This window comes from Micromonospora siamensis, from assembly GCF_900090305.1.
Lineage (GTDB): Bacteria > Actinomycetota > Actinomycetes > Mycobacteriales > Micromonosporaceae > Micromonospora > Micromonospora siamensis.
The window spans coordinates 3,302,478-3,323,406 of sequence record NZ_LT607751.1 but is presented as its reverse complement, the minus strand read 5'-3'; the positions used below and the strand labels follow the sequence as shown (position 1 = coordinate 3,323,406).

Genomic DNA, 20,929 nt, shown 5'->3' with positions numbered 1-20,929 from the left:
CGACGTCTCGCCCTCCGCGCCCGGGCGTTCCACCCGGAGGTGAGAATGACTCATATCAATCTCCGGCAATGATCGACGTAGGACCGGCGTCCGGGATAGCCGTCGTTCACCACCCGCCAATGCCGACGTTTCGCCGGCCGCCTACCGCGGTACGGCCCGGAACCACGCCTCCCGGTCGCCCGGGTCGGGCCCGCGTCGGGGCAACGTCGGCGGCGCCTCGGCGTTGACCGGCGCGTAGTGGTCGAAGGTGGTGGTCAGGACCGCCTCGCCACCGGTGAGGTCGGGCAGCGCGGCGACGACCTGCGGGACCCGCGCCGACGGCAGGGTGCCGCTCACCTCGAGGTACCCGCCGGCGACGGCCGTGTCGTGGACGACCGCGCCCAGCCGGCCCAGCAGCGCCAGCACCGTCTCCACCGTGGACTGCGGAAGGTTGACGTCGAACCGCTCGATCGGCTGGCACACCCGGGTGCCGGCGCCGCGCAGCGCCGCGGCGACCACGACCGGGGCGAGGTTGCGGAAGTCCGCCGCCACGGTCGAGATCGACTTGTCGAACTTCTGGTGCGGCCTGCTCTGCCGGGGCCAGTACCGGGAAGCCGTCATGGTGACCACGCAGTCGGTGACCGGCCAGCCGTGCCGGCCGTGCCGCAGCGCGGCCCGTACGCCCTCTTCGGTGGCGGCGACGAACGCCGGCGGCAGCCGGCCGGGTTCGACGCCGGGGCGGAACTCGATGCCGCTGCCGACCGGGGCGGCGTCGATCCGTAACCCCAATCCGGCGAGGTACGGGTTGCCGCGCTCCTTCACCCGCTCCTCGGCGGTTCCGCTGCCGACGACCCGCTCGATGCAGGCCGTGAGCGTGCCGGAGAACCGCACCCGCACGCCGTACCGGTCCGCCATCAGGGCGGCCAGCACCTCCTTCTGCACCTCGCCGTGCAGCCGGATCACCGCCTCCGCCTGCTGCTCGTCGAGCCGCAGGTCCACCAGCGGGTCCTCGTCGGCCAGCTCGGCCAGGCCGGCGAACATCGCCAGCCGCTGGTCGGGGTCGACGGGCTCGACGATCGCCTGCCGGGTCGGCGGCGGGAACCGGTACCCGTGCCGCCGCGGCGGCTCGCCGATGTGCTGCCCGATCCGGGCCGACAGCCCGCGTACCGCGGCGATCTGCCCGGCGGTCACGCAGGGCCGGACGAGCACGCCGTCGGGTTCGACGACGGCGATCTGGGTCACCGACGCAGGGCGGGATCCGGTGAGCGCCACCCGGTCCCGTACGCGCAGGCTGCCGGACCACACCCGCAGCCAGGCCCGCCGGCCGTGGCCGTCCCGGTCGACGGCGAAGACCGTGCCGGCCAGCGGGCCGTCCCGCTTCTGCGCGTACGGCAGCAGGTCGGCGAGGAGGTGACGCAGCTGAGGCACACCGGCTCCGGTGATCGCCGACCCGCACGCCACCGGGACGAGTTCGGCCCGGCGTACCGCGTTGCGGATCGCCCGCCGGACGTCGCGGGCGCGTACCGGCTGATCGGTCAGCCAGCGCGCCGCCACGGTGTCGTCGACCTCGGCCACCGCCGCCACCACGGGTTCGGCGTCGAGACCGACGGCCCGCACCCGGGCGTCGGGGCCGCCCTGTCCGGTGACGGCGCTGAGCAGGACCGCATGGGCGCCAAGCCGCTGGCGCAGCTGGGTCATGGCCCGGTCGACGTCGGCGCCGCGACGGTCCACCTTGTTGAGGAAGAACACCGTCGGCACACCGATGCGGCGCAGCGCCCGCCAGATGGCGACGGTCTGCGGCTGGACGCCCTCCACGCTCGACACCACGAGCACGGCCGCGTCCAGCACCGCGAGCGATCGCTCGACCTCCGCGATGAAGTCCGGGTGCCCGGGGGTGTCCACCAGGTTGACGCGCAGGCCACCGATGGTGATGGCCGTGACGGCGGCCCGGATGGTGATACCGCGTCGGCGTTCCAGCTCCATCGAGTCGGTACGCGTCGTGCCGGCGTCGACGCTGCCCAACTGGGCCACGGCGCCGGCCTCGTAGAGCAGCCGTTCGGTCAGGCTGGTCTTTCCGGCGTCAACATGGGCGACGATTCCGAGGTTCAACAAGGCCAAGGCAGAACTCCACGGTGGGACGGTCAAGGGTCCGGAGCGTGGAATCTGCTCGCATCGTCACTCCTCGTCGTGGTTGCCGCCCGTTGGTGGGTACGGCTGTGGGCCGTCCCACGGTGGCACGCCCGTCGGAGGCGCCGCCACCGAATTAGGGCCCGGGCCGCGGCGCGGCGGGTACCCTCCCCACGGGGCGGGCCACGAGCCGAGAGGCCGGCCCCTGGTGCCGCGATGGCCGGCAACGCTCTCGGACCCACTGGCGGCGGGCCGCTAACCTCTGGCGCGTGCGTCCAGACATGATCGACTACGCCCCCTTGCAGGCGACCCCCACCGCCGCCGAATCGGCCCAGGTGCTCGATGCCGCACGCCGTGGCGACCTCGGCGAGGAGACCGCCCGGCACCTCGCCGGTGCGGGAGCCCGCAGCTCCGGCACCGGCTGCCTGGTGGGCGGCTTCCTGGCCATCATCATGCTCATCACCATCGGGATGATGGTCGCTCAGGGCGAGGGCGACGGCGAAGGGCTGGTCGTGGGCGGGCTCTTCCTGGCCGGCTCCGTACTCCTCGGGGTGATGGTCAAGCTGCTCGCCGACCGGGGCGAGCGCAGCGGTGCCGGGCGACTGGTCCGGCTGGTCGCGTTCGCCCGGGCCAACGACCTGTCGGTCGAGCCGGAGGCGCCGGCCCGGCAGCTGCCGGGCTCGATCTTCGTGGCGAATCCGCACGCCCGGACCATGCACCGGGTGCACTGGCCGGACGGTGGCCTGTCCTTCGACGTCGCCACGCACACCCGGCAACGGCCCGGCCAGGGGCAGCTGCTGGTGCGGGTCCTCGCGGTCCGCCTGGACGTGGAGCCGCCCCGCCTCACCTTCCACCCCGGCCGCCGGGGCGGGGTGCAGCCCGCCGCCATCCTCGACACCGACGTCTTCCCGGGTGAGAGGTTCGCGTTGTACGCGGCCACCACCGCGCACGCCGGGGCCCGCGCGTTCATGACCGACGAACTGGTCGCGCTGCTGGACGATCACGATCGGCCGATGAGCGCCGAGGTGGTCGACGGCTGGTTCCTCGCCTACTTCCGGAACCACGACGAGCTCGACGAGCGCGGGTGGCGGCAAGTCTTCGCCGTGGCGGAGGCGGTCGTGCGGGCCCGCGACGCGTACCGGGCGTGGGAGGGCTCCTGCCGGTCCGGCGGGTGAACCGTGCCCGCGGTCCGGCGCGGCCCACCGGGCGTGCCGATCGGGCACGGTGGATCGGGACGGCCGACCGCCGACTCGGCTGCTAGCTGCCCAGCGAGGCGCAGTGGGAGTACGCGGCCCGGGCCGGCACCACCACGCTCACCTTCCGCGGAAACGGAAAGCCCGGCGAGGACCAACTGCTCGACGACTTCGGCGACGAGGCCCGTACGGCCGCCGCGGAGAACGGCTTCGGGCTGGCGGCGATGGGGTCGGCGAGCGAACTCTGCGCCGACGTGTGGATTCCCGGGTTCGCGGACGCGCCGGCCGACGAGCGGCCACGGACCGGCGAGGGGCCCCGGACCATGCGGGGCGGAGCCGCCGATCTCCACCCGTGGCAGGGCTGCGACGAGTGGCTGCTGCTCCTCTCCGCCGCCCGGTACGAGCACGATCAGGTCACGGCGGTCCGCCCGGTCTCCGGCGTCGATCAGGACGGTGGCGCTGCCACACTCTGCCGAGGGATCAGGGTGGGGGCGATCGTCTGCCGCAGCTCACCGACGGTGTCGGAGCCGAGCTGCGCGAGCAGCAGGTCGAGGCTGGCCCGGGCGACCGCGACGAAGTCCGGCCGCACCGTGGTCAACGGCGGAATGAAGTACGCCGCCTCGGGCACGTCATCGAAGCCGACCACGCTGATGTCGTCGGGCACCCGACGGCCGTACTCGTGCAACGCCCGCAGCACGCCCAGCGCCAGATGGTCGTTCGCGGTGAAGACCGCCGTCACCTCGGGCATCCGCGCCAACATCTGCCCGCACCGGTAACCCGAGGCCGCCGACCAGTCCGCCGCAACCACCGGCGGCACCTCGGCACCGGCCGTCCGTAACGTCTCCCGCCAACCCTCGATCCGCCCGGCACTGTCGAACCAGTCGGCCGGACCGGACACGTGCCACACGGTCCGGTGCCCCGCCTCCAGCAGGTGTCGCGTCGCCTCCCGCGCACCGGCGACCTGGTCCACGGTCACCAGCGGCGCCGTCCGGCGCGGGTCACCGTCGACCGTCACCAGCGGGACGTCCTTGGGCAGGTGCTCCAACGCCTCACCGGCCGACTCCACCGGGGCGATCACCACGATCCCCGCCACCCGGTAGGCCAGGTGCCGCTCCACCGCCGCCGAGATCGACACCCGGTCCAGATCCCGGACGCTGCCCACACTCACCGCGAAGCCCTCCTCCGCGGCGGTCTGTTCGAGCGCGGCCAGCAGCGACGCCGGGCCGTAGAGCGTCGTGTTCTGCGCGACCACACCGATGACCTGGGACCGCCCGGTCACCAGGGCGCGAGCGGCCCGGTTGGGCCGGTAGTTCAACTCGACGATCGCCGCCTGCACCCGCAACCGGGTCTGCTCGCGGACGTTGGGGTGCCCGTTGAGCACCCGGGAGACCGTCTGATGGGAGACGCCGGCCAGACGGGCGACATCCGTCATCGCGGGACCACGCACGGCACCCCACCCTCCCGCCAGGCCCCCGACCACGCCCTATGGCCGGGCGGCTGGACGCACCATTGGCAGCCCCACGCACGCCCGACGAGACGCGGGCGCCCGCCCCACGAGACCAGCGCCAGTGTACGCCCGGCGGTCATCCAGCCGGCCGAGGCGCATCCGCCATGATCGTTGCTGGTCGAGCCGGCTGGTCGCTCGGCGGGACCGGCGCGCACGGCACGCCTATGATCGGGGCCGCCGGCATGTCCGCCCTGATCCGCTCCGCTCGTGGAGCCCTCTCACGCAGACGAAGGACCAGATGGCCCGCCCCTACCGTCCCGGACCGAAGCAGTTCGTCTTCTCTGCCGGTGACGGCAACGATCAACACGTCTCGGTGGCCGACCCGCAGGGGGCCAACACGGCGTTCACGGCGTTCCTCCAGGGTCGAGAGTCCGACACCTACACCATCAGGGATGAGCCGGCGGGCCAGAGTCTGGTGCTCAGGCCCAGCCTGGGGGTGATCTCCCGGACCAGGGATGGGGACCAGCCCTCCTCGGAGCACCTCAAGGTCAACAGGGGCAACCGCTACCTTCCGAGCGCGTGGCTGTTCTTCGAGAACGGATACGCCGGCCTCGACCACTTCGGCCAGTGGTTCTCCGACCTCTCACTGCTCGACGCGTCGCCGGAGACCCGGGGTGCCGCCCGCGCCGCCACGTTCACGACGGAAGCCACGGCGATCGAGGAAGTCGGCCGGATCTGGGCAGACTCGGGCATCGTCGACCCGTCCGACCAGTACTACGTCTTCTTCGACTCGCACGACGTCGACGACGACCGGGCCGAACGGGCCGAACTGCTCCAGTTGATCGAGTTCCTCGGTCTCGAACGGGCCGACGCCCCGGCCGAGGCCGCCGGGGGCGAAGTCTGGGTCCGCACCGACCCACGCCTCGACGCCGAGTCCGCACGGTGGGCGTGAACAGAGCGGTGAGAGACATCGTCTTCACCCGCAGCAGCGGCTGGATCCCGAACGTGATCCGCGAGAAGGGTGAGCCGAAACTGCTGCTCGCCGCCGGGGCCGACGCCAACCACGAACCCCGCGTCTTCACGGTCCCGATCTCCGAAGCCCATCTTGCGGTGATCCAGGAGGACCTGGCCAGACACCTGCTGCTGTGGAGTGCGCTCCTTCCGCTGTGCGAGGCCGCCGGCACCCGGGGGCGACTCGACGAGAACGCCGCAGTCGCGCTCCTGGACCCGATCCTGCTCGCCCCGCCCGAGGACGTCGACGCGCTCTTTCGGCGCATCCCGTGGGACAGCAGCCGGCTCGTCGCCCATGGCGCCACCATCGGTCTGCTCGAGCGCGGTCAGGTCTGCGGGGCGATGCGCGCGGCGACAGAGGAGGCGAACGAGAAACGCGCTCAGGAGCATCACGCGAACCGTCGCCGCGCCCAGCGCGGGGCGGTCCTCGGGCCACTCGACGCGGCGATCCTGACGTACACGGGCCAGTACCTGCACGGCGCGACGGTGCCCAGGCGCACGCCCGACGCCGTCGACCCCGCGCTGCTGCCCCAGGTCCTGCGGGTGATCGCCACCGCCGAGCAGGCGTGCGCCGGGATGCGGATCGGCCTCGATCCGCGACGGGGACACCGGGCCACCGACAAGCGCGACTGGGAGCGGCTGGCGGCCACGGTCGACGCCGCCGTGCGCCGCGCGTACCCCGCACTCGCCGGCGACGCGGTGCGTACGGTGAGCCTCCTGATGTGCTCGGAGGCCGCGCACCGCGCCGGGGACACCCCGGTGGAGGACGACGAGGCGGACCTCGGAAAGACCGCCCTGACGTTCACCGACGACAAGGACGGCGAGCGGAAGTGGCTACGGGGCGGTCCCCGCACCGCCTCCGCCGAGTTCTGGGAGTTCGTCGCCGATCGCTCCGCCGGGGACAACGAGGTGTTCACCATCGAGGACGAGGAGCTGGGCGAGGGGATCCAGCTGCACTTCTACGCGGACTCCATCGCCCGGATCACGACCGTGCGGAACGGGGACGCCGGGTCGGATCCGCAGTACCAGGTCGAGTACAGCCTGGTGGACGGGATCGGCGGGTACCGGACGCTGGTGAGCGCCTTCGTCCGCGGTGGCTGCGCCGCACTCGACGGGCACGGTCCCTGGATGTCGGATGTCGCCGAGTTCGAGCGGGCGCGTCGAGGGAGCACCGCCCGGTAGCGGCTCGGTCCGCTCAGCCGTAGTACTCGACCAGGCAGAACTCGTGATCCTCAGGGTCGGCCATGACGACGACCACACCCTCCTCGTAGTCGTGCCGCTCACCGGTGAACCGGCCACCGAGATCGATGACCGCCGCCATGGCCTCGTCGATGTCGTCGACGGAGATGTCGAGGTGGATCCGCACCTTGCCTGTTCGGGGCTCAGCCACCGGCTGGAACACCAGCCGCGGCTGCGGCTCACCTCGCTCGCCGAGGTAGACCCAGCCCTCCTGCGACGGGCCGAACTCGCGACCGAGCAGGGCGCTCCAGAATCGGGCCACCCGCTCGGGGTCGAGGCAGTCGATCGTGACACCGGACCAGACGTTCGCCATGCGCCGATCCTGACAGAGCACGACCAGTTCGCGGCGGTCCGCCCGGTCGCGCCGCTGCCACCCGACTGACCGGTCCCGGCGGCACGGGTGCGGAATTCCGCTGGAGCGTCCGAGTCCCGATCGGTCAGGATCGGCTCGTGTCCGTTCCCGCCCGTCAGATCCGCGCCCGCTACTCGTCCGACACCATCACCGTCTACCAGGCGTATCCCCCGCAGATCGCCCTTCCTGCGGTGGCGGCGGGCCACTTTGTGGCCCCTTTCAAGCGGGACCGGATGACGTGGATCAAGCCATCCTTCCTGTGGATGATGTACCGCTGCGGCTGGGCCACCAAGGTGGGTCAGGAGCGCGTGCTGGCCGTCGACATCACGCGGCAAGGCTTCGAGTGGGCGCTGGCGCGCGCCTGCCTGAGCCACTACGACCGGGCCCTGCACGGCGACCGGGCGAGCTGGTCGCGGCGGCTGAGGACCAGCCCGGTACGGGTGCAGTGGGATCCGGAACGGTCACTACAGCTGACGGCACTGCCGTACCGCTCGCTGCAGGTCGGGCTGTCGGGCGAGGCGGTCGACCGGTACGTCGACGACTGGATCGTCGCCGTCACCGACATCACTCCCATGGTGCATCGCGTCCGGCAGCTTCTGCGGGACGGCGACGAAGCGGCGGCAGCAGCTCAGCTGCCTGTCGAACGCGGCTATCCGTTGCCGGCCGAGATCGCCGCCGGCCTCGACGCCGGCCCAGTCGTCACCGTGGGAGCGCGATCCGACCGGTAGTACGCGATGAGTTTCGTCGTGGCGTCGGGTCTGTCTTCCCGTACACCCGATCTTCTGACTCTCGCCGGAGAGCGTCATGACCGCTACCTACCGGAGGCAAGCGTGAAGCTTCTTCTCACATCCGCGGGCGTCCAGAACCCGAGCATCCGCGATGCGCTGGTCGAGCTGCTGGGCAAGCCGATCGCGGAGTCCAGTGCCCTCTGCATCCCCACGGCCTGCCATCCCATGGGCGGGCCGGCCTCGGCCTGGCGCTTCATCACGGGTCAGTCGCCGCTACCCATGTGCGGCCTGGGCTGGAAGTCGCTGGGCGTCCTCGAGTTGACGGCGCTGCCCAGCATCGGCGAGGAGCGGTGGGTCCCCTGGGTCCGGGAGGCGGACGTCATGCTCGTGGCCGGCGGTGATGCGACGTACCTGTGCCACTGGATGCGGCAGTCCGGGTTGGCGGACCTCCTGCCCTCGCTGCGGGACACCGTCTGGGTGGGGTTGAGCGCGGGGAGCATGGTGCTGACCCCACGCATCGGTGCGGACTTCGTGGAGTGGCAGTCCGCGCCCGACGACCGCACCCTGGGGTTCGTCGACTTCTCGATCTTCCCGCACCTGGGTCTCGAGCCGGACAACACCATGGCCGGTGCCGAGAAATGGGTGGCCGAGATCGCGGGGCCGGCGTACGCGATCGACGACCAGACGGCCATCAAGGTGACCGACGGCGCTGTCGAGGTCGTCTCCGAGGGGCACTGGAGGCGGTTCCCCTCGTAGCCGCTGCCAGGTGAGGCATGGTGACCGCCCCGCACGACGAGGTGTCGTTGCCGCGTTCCCGGCTGCCCGGCCGATGCGGGGCAGGGCACCGCGCCGGCCCACCCATGCGGTCCGGGTATAGGTTCGCCAGGTGGATGTGGTCGCCGCCTGCCGGGCCTTCGTCGCGGTCAGCGGTCACGGGAGCTTCACCTCCGGGGCCGCCGCCGCGGGCATCCCCCAGTCGGTCGCCAGCCGCCGCATCGCCGCCCTGGAGGAGCACTTCGGGGCGCGGCTGTTCGACAGGTCGTCCCGGGCGGTGCGGCTGACGCCGTTCGGGCGGGACATGCTGCCGTCGGCCCGGCGCCTGGTCGACCTCGCCGACGCCATGGCCGACGACGCCGAGCGGGCCCGGTTGCGCCCGCTGCGGGTCGCCGTACCCGAGATCTGCCCGCCGCCCCGCCTCGCCGCGCTGGTGGTCGCGGCGCGGCGGCAGCGGATCCACCTGGAGGTACGGCCGGCCGGTCCGCAGGAGCGCGAACGGCTCTGCCGGACCCTGGAGGTCGGCGCCGGCATCGTCGCGGTTCCGGAGGCGGCGGCGACCTGGCGGGTACCGCTCGGGTTGGCCGCGCGGACCCCCATTCCGGCGCCGACGGTGTTCCTGGAGACGCTGCGCAGCGGCCGGGCCCGCACGCAGGCACGTCGGCGGATCCTGATCCAACCCGAGGACGACGTCGCGCACCTGCGGGACCCGCTGACCCGTGCCGGGCAGTCGGCCGGGCTGGCGCCGTCTCAGGTGACGGTCGCGCCGTCGCTGGTCGACGCCGCGGCGGCGGCCCTCGGCTCCCCCGACCTGCTGCTCTGCTCCCGTCAGCAGGCCGAGGACTTCGCGTTGCACTGGCGTCCGCTCGCCGACCCGTGGCTGCTGCGGGGCTACGACGTCGCGGCCGGCGTGCGCGAGGACCTCGACCAGCTGCGCTCAGTCCTGTACGCGGACATCGCACACTGCCTGGGCGCCGCCGACCACCCGTCGCCCACCGAGGGTTCCCCACCGGGCAGCCCGTCGACCGGAGATCCGACATGAGCGCCACCGCGGTCGTCCGCAACGCCCAGGACCTGCTCGACGAGGCGGGGCTGCACGGCGCCTTCCTGGTACGCGACCTCGACACCGGCGCGGAGATCGGCTTCGACACGGAGACCCCGTACCCGGCGGCGTCGCTGGTGAAGATCCCGCTAGCGGTCGCCGTGCTGGAGCGGGTCGCGCGCGGGGAACTGGACCCGGCGACGCCTGTCGACGTCCCGCCCGGCCGGGTCACCACACCGGGCCCGACCGGGCTGAGTCGCTTCCGCCACCCGGCGCGGATCGCCGTTGACGACCTGCTCTACCTGAGCACCTGCATCAGCGACAGCGTCGCCGCCGACGCCCTGTTCGACCTCGTTCCACCGGCCGCGGTCGCCGCCGAGCTGCGGCGACTGCGCGTCGACGGCATCGCGGTACGACACCGGGCGGGCGACCTCGCCGACACGCCGGCGGAACGTCTCGGCCCCGACGAGGTGCACCTGGCCCACTCCCTCGCCATCGGCGCGGCGACCCCTGGGCAGGGCCATCCGGTCGCCCAGCTCGACGTCAACCGGGCCAACGCCGGATCGGCGCGAGCCTTCGTCGACCTGCTGCACGCCCTCTGGCGACCCTCGACGATCCACGAGGCGGCCGCCACCCGGGTACGCGCCCTGATGGGCGACAACCTGCACCGGCAGCGGCTCGCCCCCGACTTCACCTCCGACGCCTCCCGCTGGTCGTCCAAGACCGGCACCCTGCTGCACCTGCGCCACGAGGTGGGCGTGGTGGAGCACGCCGACGGGCAGTCGTACGCGGTCGCCGCGCTGACCGCCTCCCGGGTGCCCGCCGCGGCCCAACCCGGCAGCGAGGCGACGATGGCGCAGGTCGCCCGGTCGCTGCACGACCATCTGCGCACGGGCACCATGCCCTGGTGGGGTTAGCCGACGCCGACGGCGCGGGCCCGCCGCTCGCGCAACCAGACCAGCGCCACCATGGCGATGTTGACGGCCGCGAGGATCAGCAGCGACGCGTCACCGGAGTCGGTGGACCGGTCGATCGCGTAGGGCTCACCGTCCGCCAGCACCGTGTTGACGATCCCGAACAGGACGTTGTTGGCGACGTGGAAGGCGACCGGCGCCTCGATGCCGCGGCTGATGATCGCCATCAGGCCGGTGCAGAGGCCGATGAAGGCGTAGTAGCCGAACAGCCAGGGGTCGGTCGAGCCGTGGAGCACGGCGAAGCCGAGGCTGGACACGACGAGCCCGACGGCCAGGGCGGGCCGGACCGCGCGCACCCACGACGCGGTGGCGGGCAGCACGGCGCTGCGCCACCACAGCTCCTCGCCGGCGGACTGCAGCGGCGTGGTCAGCACGGTGACCACCAGCAGGGCGACGGTCGTGCCGCTGACACCGAAGCCGACCCAGGGCGTCGAGTCCGGTGCGACAAGCGCCACGACACCGAGCCCGGCACTCACCAGCAGCGCCGCGGCGACCAGGTAGGTTCCCAGGCGGCGGGCGTCGAAGGCGCGGGGTGAGCTGATCAGGCTCCGCCACGGCACCCGGGCGAGCCGCGCCAGGAGCAGGACCGCCACGACGCCCGACGCGCCGATGCTGAGGTTGATGCCCAGGGACTTCAACGGTGTCATGGTGGGGGACATCGGGTCGTCGCTGCCCTCGATGACGCCCACGAGCTGCCAGGACAGCACCTGGAGGACCAGCATCACCAGCGGCGGCGCGGCGAGGACCACGAGCGGTTTCCACCAGGCCATGCGCAGGTGGGCGCCGAACGGGCGGGAACTGTCGACGGCCGGATGCTCCGGTGTCCGTGGTCCCGGGCCGGGTTCGGCAGGGCCGGGACGATCCGTCGTCGTCCAGGATCCGTCGGATCGTGGCGTACTCATCGGGAGGGTTCCTTCCGAAAGGGGTGGACGTTTCCTTGCACCGCACAGCGCGCCGACGGGCGGTGCCGCCGCACCGGCTGGTGGCGGAGTCGTCGCCGACGGGGCAGCGGGCGTCGCTGCCGCCCCGCGACGTCCGACGCGTCCGGGCGGACGCTCGGCGAGTGGGTGCCGGTCAGCGGATCACCAGCCGGCCAGCGCCACCTTCGTCGCCTCGGCGATGAGGGCGTTGTCGTAGTCGGCGTCCTTCTCGTCGCGGCTGGAGAGCACCGCGAGGACGATCGGCACCCGGTCCGGCGGCCAGATCACCGCGATGTCGTTACGGGTGCCGTAGCCGCCGGCACCGGTCTTGTCCCCGACGACCCAGCCGTCGGGAACGCCGGCGCGGATCAGCTCGCCGCCGGTGGTGTTGCCTCGCAGCCAACCGGTGAGGATGTCGCGGTCCGCGGGTTCGAGGGCGTCACCGACGGCGTACGCCCGCAGCGATCCGGCCATGGCCCGCGGGGTGCTGGTGTCCCGCCGGTCGCCGGGCCGGGCCTCGTTGAGCGCGGTCTCCCAGCGCGCCGGGTCGGTGACCTTGTCGCCGACCTCGCGCAGTTCCTTCTCGAACTTCTGCGGTCCGCCGAGCTGCCGCAGCATCAGGTTGCCGGCGGTGTTGTCGCTGTAGCGCACGGCCGCGTCGGCGATCGCGCGCAGCGTCATGCCCTCGTCGACGTGCCGCCCGGTGATCGGCGAGTAGGTCACCAGGTCGTCCGCCGAGTACCGCACCACCCGGTCCAACTCGGCGTCCGTGGTCTCGTCGAGGACCTCGGCGGCGGCCAGCGCCTTGAAGGTCGAGGCGTACGCGAACCGGTCGTCGGCCCGGTACTGCACGGTCCGGCCGGTGCCGGTGTCGATCGCGTAGACCCCCAGCCGGGCGTCGAACCTCTCCTCCAGCTGCCGGAACTCGTGCTCCCGGTCGGCGGCGGCGGGTGCGGTCGACGCCGGTGCGCTGTCCCGCGTCGGCTGTTCGGCGGCATCGGCGGGACTGCAGGCGGTCAGGGACACCAGTGCCACCGTGGCCACCAGACGGTGTGCCGCAAAAGCCATGATCACTCCTTGTCCATGCGTGGGTCGGCGCCGGAAGGGCGCCGAGCGGACCGGACTCGACCCTGACAGGGATCCGGCATGCGGTCGAAGACGGAAACGACGGTGTTCATGCTGATTCGGCATCGTCGGTGCCGACGGTCAGCTCCCCGGCCGTTCTCGTCCCCGCTGACCGCCGCCCGGCCGAGATCGGGCCGACGGTCCCGGGACGGCGGCGGCCGAGGCCGGGCCTTCCGGGCGCCGGCCCGGCAGCACCCTGGGACGACCAGGTTCGGCGGCGGGCGGCTGCTGACCGCCCCTCCCCCGCCGCCGACCCGGGCCGGTCAGGATGTGGGTCCCGCGAAGGGGCCGCCGGCACCGAAGACCCGCCTCGCGAAGCGTTCGGCGATGCGCCGGTGGGTGGCGGTGTCCGGGTGGAGCTGGTCGGGCAACGGCAGCTCGGCGAAGTCGGCCGCCCCGTAGAGGTCGAGACCGTCGAGGTGGTGCAGGTTCGGGTCGTCCGCCGCCCGCTGGGCGGTGATCCGCGCCAACTCGTCGCGGATGACCCTGAGGGTGAGCTTGCCGCTGGCCCGCTCGGCCGGGTCGCCGGTGGCCCGGAACCGCACCTGTCCAGTGGCGAGGGCGGCGAGGTCGAACGTGCCCGGGCCGGGGGTGTCCTCGTGAATCGGGCAGTAGATCGGGGAGACGACCAGCAGCGGAGCGTGCGGATGGCCCTCGCGGATGGTGTCGAGGAATCCGTGTACGGCCGGGGTGAAGGCACGCAGCCGCATCACGTCGGCGTTGACCAGGTTGATGCCGATCTTCACGCTGATCAGGTCGGCCGGGGTGTCCCGCATCGTACGGGCGGTGAACGGGTCGAGCAGCGCGCTCCCGCCGAAGCCGAGGTTCACCAGGTCCACACCGCCACGGGACGCGGCGGCAACCGGCCAGGTGGCGGTGGGACTGGTGGCGTTGGAGCCCTGACTGATGGAGCTGCCGTGGTGCAACCAGACCCGACGACCCCGGTCGGGCATGGGCGTGACGGGGGCGTCGGTACGCAGGGCGACCAGTTCGGTGGTCTCGTGGTGCGGCAGCCAGATCTCCAGATCCTTCACCCGGTCGGGCAGGCCGGTGAAGCGGACGGTGCCGGGCGGACCGGACCGACGCTCCGTGGTCCCGCTGGCCATGTCGATGCTCACCGTGTCGCCACCGGTGACGGTGGCCTGGTCGGTCAGGTGACCGTCGACGAGTAGGTCGTACACGCCGTCCGGGCGCGACGGCAGGCCGATGTAGGTCCACCGGGTGGGCAGCGTGTCCACCTCGACCATGGTGGCGCGGGTCCGCAGGGCTAGCCGTACGCCGGCGGGCTGGGCCTCCACCATGGCGACCTGGCCGTCGGTGTTCTGGCCACGGGCCCAGGCCGGCAGCCGGTGCGGCAGCACACCGCGCGCGGTGTGCTCGACGTCGAGCGCGCCGCGCAGGAGGTCGGCGGTGATCGGAGTGGTGATCCAGGTGGAGTTCATGCTCTCAATCCATCGTTCGGCGTTCGGGAACGGCGGCTGGTCGATCACCGCCGGGTCGTGTCCGCGGCGTCGCGGGCAGCCTCGGGCCATCACAGGGCCGGGGCGTTGAGGACGCAGTCAACGGCCAGGTAGAGGGTTTCGGTTTCGGATTTCAGGATCGAGTCCTCGGCGGGCAGGGCTCGTTCGATGGAGAGCCCCTGCAGGACGGTGAGCAGGAATCTCACCCGGCGGGTGTGGTCCTCCCTGGGGAGCGCGCCTTCGCCAGCGAGAACCGTCAGCCAGTACTCGACCCGGCGCCATCCTTCCCGCTCCACGGCCAGATACGCCGCGCGGACCTCCGCGGTCTGGTCGGGGGCGATGAATGTCTGGTACGCCGCGCCCCACGCCGCACGCGCCTGCTCCCCCACTCCGGCGGGGGCTAGCACCTGCCGCAGACAGCTGACCAGTCGATCCCGGGCGGGTAGCGACCGGTCGTGGATCGGGTCGTCCGGGAAGATCTGGTCGTAGATCCTGGCGAGCACGGCGTCCTGCAACGCCCGCTGGGTCGGGAAGTGGAACCTGAGCGAGCCCGTGCTCACCCCGGCCCGCGCCGCGACCGCGCGCACGCTCAACCGCGTGGTCACATCCTCTGCGAGCATCGCCGCCGCAGCCGCGAGGATCCGTTCCCGCGAGCCGGCACTGCCATCGTCTCGTGCCATCCGACACCTCCTGGTACAGCGTACTAGCACGCTGTGCTAGCGTTGCCACTAGCACAGCGTGTTAGTGCGAAGCGGCGGCCAACGGTGAGCGAGGAAACGTGATCGACAACTGGCGGCAACGGCGGGCAGCCAAGCGCATCACCAGCGGAGACGGACGGGCCTTGAAACGCCTCCGCTGGTGGCAGCTGCCCTTCCGCGCCCTGTATCACCTCCCGCTACCCAACGGGGCCGGCCGGCGGACGGTGTATGCCGTCGACATCCCGCGCCGGACCGACCCGGAAGGCGGCAAGGCGAGAGCGCACCTGTATCTCGACGGCAGGCACCACGCCGAGTCCAAGCTCCCGGCCGCCTTTCCCGTCGAGGGCGGCACCATCGAGGTGGCGGCCAGCACCTTCGGGCTGAAGCGCTGCCACTACGTCACCACCGCCGGCGCGGAGCACCGGCTCATCCCTGACCCGAAGTCCGCCGAGGGGCGCCGCGCCCGCATCGAACGCGAGCACCCGGCACTGAGCCACTCGATCAGTTTCCTCTCGGCGCTGATGCTCCTCGTCGGCGTGGGCCTGAACCTGCTGCAACTGGCCGAACCGTTGTCGCGGATCCCCCCGATCGCCGAGAACGTCGGAACTTTCGAATCGCCCGTCCGGCTACCGATCTGGCTCAACTTCGCCCTGGCCGTCGGGGCCGTACTGGGGAGCACCGAGCGGGCACTCCGCCTGCGTCACAGCGTGCTCGACCAGGCCGGCAAGTAGCCACATCCACCAGAGGAAGCCATGACCACCATGAACGCGCCGAACTCGCTACTCACCCCGGCCGAGCCTCGCAACGGGCCGTCAGTCCCCACCGGAGTGGAGTACCACCGGGTGCTCGCCGGCGAAGAACGCCGGATCGGCCGCGGCATTCTCGCCATCATCCTCCTACTGGCAGGGATCGTCATTTTCCCGAACGTCGTCGGCAGGGCGACTGCGCTCATCGACGTACGGATGGGCAACACCCCGCCAATCGTGGGCGGCACCGACTACACGCCGCTGTACCACGCCAGCACGATGCTCTCCCTCGGCCTGCTCATTCCCTGGAGCATGCTCATCCAGCGGTGGCTCTACGGCGTACCCGGTGCGTCGCTGCACTCCGTGACGTCGCGGTTCCGCTTCGACCTGCTCGGCAGGTCGCTGCTCATCTTCGGTCCCGCCTGGCTGGTGGTCAACGCCGTCGGAGCCCTCACACCCGTCGAGGAGTTCCCCTGGTCGCAGACCGACCTCGTCGCCATCTTCCTCGCCACGATGCTCCTCACCCCGCTGCAGTCGGCTGGCGAGGAATACGGCGTCCGTGGCCTGATCTTCCGCGTGATCGGAAGCTGGACCCGCAGCCCACGGGCGGGACTGGTCGCCGGGGTGCTGGTCTCGAGCGTGCTGTTCACGGCCGTACACGGCGCGACGGATCCGTACATCATCGTCTGGTACTTCGTGCTCTGGACCGGACTGGCCGTCATCACCTGGCGCACCGGCGGGCTCGAGATCCCCGTCATGCTGCACGCCGTACTCAACACGTTCTCCCTCGTCCTGGCCGTCACCCTGCGGGTGGACCTCGGTAGCGCACTGCAGGACCGCTCAGCCGGAGTCGGCACGCCGTATCAGCTCGTCCCCGCCTTTGCGGTCGTCGTCATCACCGCCACCATCTGGTGGCGTACCCGAAAGACAGGACCAGCACTTACCGCGGGCCGCAGTACGACGCCACGCCACACGCGGTAGTGACGGGGCGGCGGCCCCGGAGGTGGGCCGCCGCTCGTCCGCCGTCGGCGAGCACGAGCAGGTCACGGTCCCGCCGCAGCGCGAGGAGGTACGCCTGGAGCGGGAGCCGATCACCGACGCCAACATCGGCAAGACCCCCGTTGGCCCGGCGATCGGCGAGGAAGGACACGACGTTGCCCCTGGCACGCCGAACGCCCCGTCGTCGACACCGAGACGGTTCCGGTGGAGCGCGTACGTCTGGGCAAGGAGACCGTCACCGACACCGTCGCCGGCGAGGTCCGCAAGGAACGCATCGAGGCCGACCTGCCCGGCGAAGGCCGCCGCGACCTGAATCGACGGCCGACGAGGACAGGGGCGCCGTCAGCGAATCACGCCGCGGCGCCTGGCGGCCACGTCATTGGTCGGGGTGAAGCTTCAGCAGGCGGTCGACGAGGGTGGCTGGATTGGCTGGTGTGGTGCCGAACAGTAGGGCTGTGTACAGCGGTGCCACGACGATGTCGACGACCTGTTGGAGTGTGGGTGGATTCTCGCCGCGTGCGCGAGCTCGATCGAGTAGTGCCTGCATTTCGTGGAACCGTCGGGTGAGGGCGGGTGGTAGTTCCGCCTTGGTCCCGAGACGGACGGCGACCAGCGTACGCAGCAGTAGTTGTCCATCTGGGCCGGAGAGGTCTTCGGCGACACGGTGGGCGTAGTCCTCCAGGTCGGCGTGGAGGTTGCCGGTGTCGCGTATCGGCGAGCCGGTGGTGAGGCGTTCGGCGACCGCGTCGAGTAGTAGGCCGTCGAGAGTGCCCCAGCGCCGGTAGAGGGTGCCCAGGTGCACTCCCGAACGCTCCGCCACCTGGGCCAGGGTGAGTTGGGCCAGCGGTTGTTCGGTGGTCAGGTCGTCGACTGCGCGTAGGACGTCGGCGCGGACTCGCGCGGTGCGTCCGCCGGGGCGGGACTGGTGTTGGTCACTCACGGAGGTAATCCTAACGCGAGAAGTTTGGCGTTTGACCGCGCACGGGCTATGGTCTGACGCGAAGATGTTCGCGTTAGGCGGCTGGCCCGCCGACCCGGACCCCTTCAGCACCCATCGGAAACACCAAGGAAGAGGACAAGCGCCATGAACGTTCGCGAAACCGCCCAGCAAGCCTTCAAGAACCACCTGGAGTACCTGTCGTCCGGGCGGATCGAGGAGTGGGTGGACCTGTTCACCGAGGACGGCGTCCTGGAGTTCCCGTACGGTCCGGCCGGCTTCCCGCAGAAGGTCGCAGGCAAGCAGGCCCTGTTCGACTACATGCGGAACTTCCCCGAGCACTTCGAGGTGGAGTTCGTCGACCTGCACTTCCACGAGACCGTCGACCCCACCCTGGTCATCGCCGAGTTCAAGTCCGTGGGCCAGGCGGTGGGCACCGGCAAGCCGTACAACCAGACCTACATCTCCGTCGTGGAGACGGTGGAGGGAAAGATCAGCCGCTACGTCGACTTCTGGAACCCGCTGGTCGCAGCCGAAGCACTCAACGTGGCGAGCGACGCCAGCATGTACGCGGCGTTCGACGCCAAGTAACCCGGTGGTGATGGGGCGCCTTGAGTCGAGGCGCCCCTCCGCCACCACCTTCAGCCACCACGAAGAGGAGTTGTGACATGCGTCTACAGGATCTGGTCGACCAGTTCGCCATCCAGCGGGTGATCACCGAGTACGCCTGGTTTGTGGACCGCCGTGACTGGGACGCTCTGGTGGAGACGTTCGCCGACACCGTGGTCGTCGACTACACCGCGATGAGCGGCGGCGACGCAGAGACTCTCCCCGGCCCCGAGCCGGTAGATCGGTGGCGACGGGAGCTTGGCGTGTTGGATGGCACACAGCATGTGGTCACCGGGGTGATCGCCGATGTGACGGGCGATACCGCCACGGCAACCGCGAACGTGCTGGCTTGGCTACGACGTGACAACGTGCCGGGCGGGCGGCTGTGGCACAACGGCGGCACGTACGAGTTCGAGTTGCGGCGCGTAGGCGAGCGGTGGCGAATCAGCAGGTTGGTAGCCCGACCCATCTGGATCGAGGGAAACATCGGTGTCTTCGCACAACGACCCGAGTAGTCACGGTTCTTCAAGCCGACCAGCAAAGTAACCGCTCACCTGCGCGCCCGCAGAACCGAGGCGTGCATCCCGAGCAAAGCCGGTCAGGACGCCCACCGTTGGGCCAAGGGATCCGAAGGCGGCCGCCCGCGTTCGATCTGGTCGCCCAGCGGCAGCGTCACCTAGCGGACGCGAAGTCCGGTGACGAGGAGGTCGACCAGGCGTCGTGCGTCGTAGCGGGGGTCGTTGCCCGCGCCGATGCAGAGATTGCCGACGCCGCGCAGCAGGCCGTAGGCGTCCAGGTCGGGGCGGATCTCGTCGGCGGCGACGGCGGCGTCCAGGAGGTGGTCGCAGACCGGGACCAGCCGGTCGAGGAAGTAGGCGTGCAGGGTCTGGAAGGCGGCGTCGTCGGACTGTAGCGCTGCGGCGAGGCCGTGCTTGGTGACCAGGAAGTCGACGAACAGGTCGATCCACCGGGCCAGGGCCGCGTGCGGTGTGTCGCTGTCGGCCAGCAACGCCGGTGCCGCGTCGGCGCACGCCTCGATCTGGTGCCGGTAGACGGCGACGATGAGGTCGGCCCGGGTGGGGAAGTGGCGGTAGATCGTGCCCACGCCGACGCCCGCCCTGACGGCGATGTCCCGCACGGGGACGTCGACGCCGGAGGCGACGAACGCCGCGGCCGCAGCGTCGAGCAGGGCCCTCTCGTTGCGCCGGGCGTCGGCCCGCTTGCGCGGGGCCGGTCGCTCCGAGCCGCTGTCGGTGTCGGCCACGTCGCGTTACCTCCGTCACTCCACTTGGCAACCGGAACGTTGTTCCGTATGTTGGTTACCGGAACAGCGTTCCGCTTGTTCAGCATACCGACCGGCCGGGGCTGCCGCCAAACGCGGACGGCCGGACGCCTGAAGGAGGAACAGTCATGCAGTACCGCACCTTGGGTCGCACCGGTGTGCAGGTCAGCACCCTCGTACTCGGCGCGATGAACTTCGGCAAGATCGGAAACACCACCCAGGAGGACGCCACCGCCATCGTCGACGGCGCGCTCGAGGCGGGGATCAACCTCATCGACACCGCCGACGCCTACAGCGGCGGCCAGTCCGAGGAGATGGTCGGCAAGGCCATCGCCGGCCGCCGCGACGCTGTCGTCCTGGCCACCAAGGCGACCCTGCCGATGGGCGACGAGCGCAACCAGCGGGGCGGCTCGCGCCGCTGGCTGGTCACCGCCCTGGAGAACAGCCTGCGCCGCCTCGGCGTCGACCACATCGACCTCTACCAGATGCACCGGTGGGATCCGACCACCAGCGACGACGAGACGCTGTCGGCGCTGACGGACCTGCAGCGCGCGGGAAAGATCCGCTACTTCGGCTCCTCGACCTTCCCGGCCTACCGCATCGTGCAGGCGCAGTGGGCCGCCCGCGAGGGACGGCTGAGCCGTTACGTGACCGAGCAGCCGAACTACTCGATCCTGCAGCGCGGCATCGAGACCCACGTGCTGCCCGCGACGCAGGAGTACGGCATGGGCGTGCTCGCCTGGAGCCCGCTGGCGTCCGGCTGGCTGTCCGGCGCGATCCGCGCCGGCCACGCAATCAGCACGAACCGCGCGGGCTTCATGCAGCAGCGCTACGACATCAGCATCCCCGCCAACCGCGCCAAGCTCGACGCCGTCGAGCAGCTCGCCACCGTTGCCGACGAGGCCGGCCTCAGCATGATCCAGCTCGCGCTCGGCTTCGTCACCGCCCACCCGGGCGTGACCAGCGCCATCATCGGGCCCCGCACGATCGACCACCTCCACTCGCAGCTCGCCGCCGCGGACACCGTGCTCAGCACCGACGTGCTGAACGCGATCGACGCGATCGTGGCTCCCGGCGTCGACCTCGCCGCCCACGAGAAGAACGACACCCCGCCCGCCCTGCTCGAGCCGGCGCTGCGCCGCCGCTGACCACCCGGCACGTCCGAGACAGGCGGCAGACGGACGTCCGCCCGGCGCGTCCGCCTGCCGCCTGACCCGCCGCGCAGGGAACCCCGGCCACGCAAGCGTTCGCCCAGCTCCGCGCTCACGACTGCCTTGATGCAGGGTC

21 protein-coding genes and 2 pseudogenes are annotated in these 20,929 nt (G+C 71.4%); 14 read left to right on the top strand and 9 right to left on the bottom strand.

Annotation, left to right across the window (positions count from 1 at the left end; genetic code table 11):
* Nucleotides 1–141: 141 nt before the first annotated feature.
* Nucleotides 142–2,097 (bottom strand): elongation factor G, encoded by a 1,956-nt coding sequence (locus tag GA0074704_RS15300; protein WP_088971135.1) that lies wholly within the window; start codon nucleotides 2,095–2,097, stop codon nucleotides 142–144.
* A gap of 278 nt (nucleotides 2,098–2,375) precedes the next feature.
* On the opposite strand from GA0074704_RS15300, the gene GA0074704_RS15295 reads away from it, so the two are divergent.
* The gene (locus tag GA0074704_RS15295) at nucleotides 2,376–3,281 is read left to right on the top strand and encodes a hypothetical protein (protein WP_157743694.1); all 906 of its coding nucleotides are present in this window, start codon (nucleotides 2,376–2,378) and stop codon (nucleotides 3,279–3,281) included.
* An 86-nt stretch (nucleotides 3,282–3,367) separates the two neighbouring features.
* Nucleotides 3,368–3,736, top strand: a pseudogene (locus GA0074704_RS29765) (formylglycine-generating enzyme family protein); the annotation flags it as partial.
* An 8-nt stretch (nucleotides 3,737–3,744) separates the two neighbouring features.
* On the opposite strand, the gene GA0074704_RS15285 reads toward GA0074704_RS29765, so the two are convergent.
* Nucleotides 3,745–4,731 carry a LacI family DNA-binding transcriptional regulator gene (locus tag GA0074704_RS15285; RefSeq protein WP_172880562.1) on the bottom strand — a complete coding sequence of 329 codons (987 nt, stop codon included), beginning with the start codon at nucleotides 4,729–4,731 and terminating at the stop codon, nucleotides 3,745–3,747.
* A gap of 313 nt (nucleotides 4,732–5,044) precedes the next feature.
* On the opposite strand from GA0074704_RS15285, the gene GA0074704_RS15280 reads away from it, so the two are divergent.
* A complete protein-coding gene (locus GA0074704_RS15280; RefSeq protein WP_088971132.1) occupies nucleotides 5,045–5,698 on the top strand; it encodes a hypothetical protein in 654 nt (217 codons plus the stop codon).
* Between the two features lie 8 nt (nucleotides 5,699–5,706).
* A complete protein-coding gene (locus GA0074704_RS15275; protein WP_088973701.1) occupies nucleotides 5,707–6,939 on the top strand; it encodes a DUF6357 family protein in 1,233 nt (410 codons plus the stop codon).
* 13 nt (nucleotides 6,940–6,952) lie between these two features.
* Here the strand turns inward: GA0074704_RS15275 and GA0074704_RS15270 are convergent, their stop codons facing one another.
* Entirely contained in the window at nucleotides 6,953–7,309 is a 357-nt protein-coding gene (locus GA0074704_RS15270) for a VOC family protein (RefSeq protein ID WP_088971131.1), read from the bottom strand.
* 137 nt (nucleotides 7,310–7,446) lie between these two features.
* Here GA0074704_RS15270 and GA0074704_RS15265 point away from each other — a divergent pair, with 137 nt between their 5' ends.
* From GA0074704_RS15265 to GA0074704_RS15250, 4 genes are all read left to right on the top strand, one after another.
* Entirely contained in the window at nucleotides 7,447–8,076 is a 630-nt protein-coding gene (locus GA0074704_RS15265; protein WP_088971130.1) for a DUF4291 domain-containing protein, read from the top strand.
* 102 nt (nucleotides 8,077–8,178) lie between these two features.
* Nucleotides 8,179–8,832, top strand: coding sequence for a Type 1 glutamine amidotransferase-like domain-containing protein (locus GA0074704_RS15260; protein ID WP_088971129.1), 654 nt, complete (start codon nucleotides 8,179–8,181; stop codon nucleotides 8,830–8,832).
* A gap of 130 nt (nucleotides 8,833–8,962) precedes the next feature.
* Nucleotides 8,963–9,892 (top strand): LysR family transcriptional regulator, encoded by a 930-nt coding sequence (locus GA0074704_RS15255; RefSeq protein ID WP_088971128.1) that lies wholly within the window; start codon nucleotides 8,963–8,965, stop codon nucleotides 9,890–9,892.
* The gene (locus GA0074704_RS15250; protein WP_088971127.1) at nucleotides 9,889–10,809 is read left to right on the top strand and encodes a serine hydrolase; all 921 of its coding nucleotides are present in this window, start codon (nucleotides 9,889–9,891) and stop codon (nucleotides 10,807–10,809) included. The genes GA0074704_RS15255 and GA0074704_RS15250 overlap by 4 nt, the downstream gene beginning before the upstream one ends.
* Here GA0074704_RS15250 and GA0074704_RS15245 read toward each other — a convergent pair.
* From GA0074704_RS15245 to GA0074704_RS15230, 4 genes are all read right to left on the bottom strand, one after another.
* A complete protein-coding gene (locus GA0074704_RS15245) occupies nucleotides 10,806–11,768 on the bottom strand; it encodes a CPBP family intramembrane glutamic endopeptidase (protein WP_088971126.1) in 963 nt (320 codons plus the stop codon). The two genes, GA0074704_RS15250 and GA0074704_RS15245, sit on opposite strands and share 4 nt — an antisense overlap.
* A 180-nt stretch (nucleotides 11,769–11,948) precedes the next feature.
* Nucleotides 11,949–12,854, bottom strand: coding sequence for a class A beta-lactamase (bla, locus tag GA0074704_RS15240; RefSeq protein WP_088973700.1), 906 nt, complete (start codon nucleotides 12,852–12,854; stop codon nucleotides 11,949–11,951).
* 320 nt (nucleotides 12,855–13,174) lie between these two features.
* Nucleotides 13,175–14,353, bottom strand: coding sequence for a GDSL-type esterase/lipase family protein (locus tag GA0074704_RS15235; protein WP_088973699.1), 1,179 nt, complete (start codon nucleotides 14,351–14,353; stop codon nucleotides 13,175–13,177).
* Between the two features lie 89 nt (nucleotides 14,354–14,442).
* Nucleotides 14,443–15,051, bottom strand: a complete 609-nt coding sequence (locus GA0074704_RS15230; RefSeq protein ID WP_088971125.1) for a TetR/AcrR family transcriptional regulator — start codon at nucleotides 15,049–15,051, stop codon at nucleotides 14,443–14,445.
* Nucleotides 15,052–15,149: 98 nt separating this feature from the next.
* Between GA0074704_RS15230 and GA0074704_RS15225 the strand changes: the two genes are divergently transcribed.
* Nucleotides 15,150–15,800, top strand: coding sequence for a hypothetical protein (locus tag GA0074704_RS15225; RefSeq protein WP_088971124.1), 651 nt, complete (start codon nucleotides 15,150–15,152; stop codon nucleotides 15,798–15,800).
* 21 nt (nucleotides 15,801–15,821) lie between these two features.
* On the top strand, nucleotides 15,822–16,796 hold the full coding sequence (locus tag GA0074704_RS15220; RefSeq protein ID WP_088971123.1) for a CPBP family intramembrane glutamic endopeptidase: 975 nt from the start codon (nucleotides 15,822–15,824) through the stop codon (nucleotides 16,794–16,796).
* A gap of 394 nt (nucleotides 16,797–17,190) precedes the next feature.
* On the opposite strand, the gene GA0074704_RS15210 is transcribed toward GA0074704_RS15220, so the two are convergent.
* Nucleotides 17,191–17,754, bottom strand: a complete 564-nt coding sequence (locus tag GA0074704_RS15210; protein ID WP_088971122.1) for a TetR/AcrR family transcriptional regulator — start codon at nucleotides 17,752–17,754, stop codon at nucleotides 17,191–17,193.
* 81 nt (nucleotides 17,755–17,835) lie between these two features.
* Here GA0074704_RS15210 and GA0074704_RS15205 point away from each other — a divergent pair, with 81 nt between their 5' ends.
* The 3 genes and pseudogenes from GA0074704_RS15205 to GA0074704_RS29430 form a co-directional block, all read left to right on the top strand.
* On the top strand, nucleotides 17,836–18,342 hold the full coding sequence (locus GA0074704_RS15205; RefSeq protein ID WP_269458924.1) for a nuclear transport factor 2 family protein: 507 nt from the start codon (nucleotides 17,836–17,838) through the stop codon (nucleotides 18,340–18,342).
* 77 nt (nucleotides 18,343–18,419) lie between these two features.
* The gene (locus GA0074704_RS15200) at nucleotides 18,420–18,875 is read left to right on the top strand and encodes a nuclear transport factor 2 family protein (RefSeq protein ID WP_088971120.1); all 456 of its coding nucleotides are present in this window, start codon (nucleotides 18,420–18,422) and stop codon (nucleotides 18,873–18,875) included.
* 33 nt (nucleotides 18,876–18,908) lie between these two features.
* A pseudogene (locus GA0074704_RS29430) lies at nucleotides 18,909–19,004 on the top strand (IS5 family transposase); the annotation flags it as partial.
* A 32-nt stretch (nucleotides 19,005–19,036) separates the two neighbouring features.
* Here the strand turns inward: GA0074704_RS29430 and GA0074704_RS15195 are convergent.
* Nucleotides 19,037–19,624 carry a TetR/AcrR family transcriptional regulator gene (locus GA0074704_RS15195; RefSeq protein WP_088971119.1) on the bottom strand — a complete coding sequence of 196 codons (588 nt, stop codon included), beginning with the start codon at nucleotides 19,622–19,624 and terminating at the stop codon, nucleotides 19,037–19,039.
* A gap of 146 nt (nucleotides 19,625–19,770) precedes the next feature.
* On the opposite strand from GA0074704_RS15195, the gene GA0074704_RS15190 reads away from it, so the two are divergent.
* On the top strand, nucleotides 19,771–20,790 hold the full coding sequence (locus tag GA0074704_RS15190; RefSeq protein ID WP_088971118.1) for an aldo/keto reductase: 1,020 nt from the start codon (nucleotides 19,771–19,773) through the stop codon (nucleotides 20,788–20,790).
* The last annotated feature ends 139 nt before the right edge of the window (nucleotides 20,791–20,929 follow it).

Bases quoted from the DNA above. Each gene is read 5' to 3' on its own strand.
- GA0074704_RS15285 (WP_172880562.1), bottom strand. From the start codon at position 4,731: ATGACGGATGTCGCCCGTCTGGCCGGCGTCTCCCATCAGACGGTCTCC.
- GA0074704_RS15280 (WP_088971132.1), top strand. From the start codon at position 5,045: ATGGCCCGCCCCTACCGTCCCGGACCGAAGCAGTTCGTCTTCTCTGCC.
- GA0074704_RS15270 (WP_088971131.1), bottom strand. From the start codon at position 7,309: ATGGCGAACGTCTGGTCCGGTGTCACGATCGACTGCCTCGACCCCGAG.
- GA0074704_RS15250 (WP_088971127.1), top strand. From the start codon at position 9,889: ATGAGCGCCACCGCGGTCGTCCGCAACGCCCAGGACCTGCTCGACGAG.
- GA0074704_RS15245 (WP_088971126.1), bottom strand. From the start codon at position 11,768: ATGAGTACGCCACGATCCGACGGATCCTGGACGACGACGGATCGTCCC.
- bla (WP_088973700.1), bottom strand. From the start codon at position 12,854: ATGGCTTTTGCGGCACACCGTCTGGTGGCCACGGTGGCACTGGTGTCC.
- GA0074704_RS15235 (WP_088973699.1), bottom strand. From the start codon at position 14,353: ATGAACTCCACCTGGATCACCACTCCGATCACCGCCGACCTCCTGCGC.
- GA0074704_RS15230 (WP_088971125.1), bottom strand. From the start codon at position 15,051: ATGGCACGAGACGATGGCAGTGCCGGCTCGCGGGAACGGATCCTCGCG.
- GA0074704_RS15220 (WP_088971123.1), top strand. From the start codon at position 15,822: ATGACCACCATGAACGCGCCGAACTCGCTACTCACCCCGGCCGAGCCT.
- GA0074704_RS15200 (WP_088971120.1), top strand. From the start codon at position 18,420: ATGCGTCTACAGGATCTGGTCGACCAGTTCGCCATCCAGCGGGTGATC.
- GA0074704_RS15190 (WP_088971118.1), top strand. From the start codon at position 19,771: ATGCAGTACCGCACCTTGGGTCGCACCGGTGTGCAGGTCAGCACCCTC.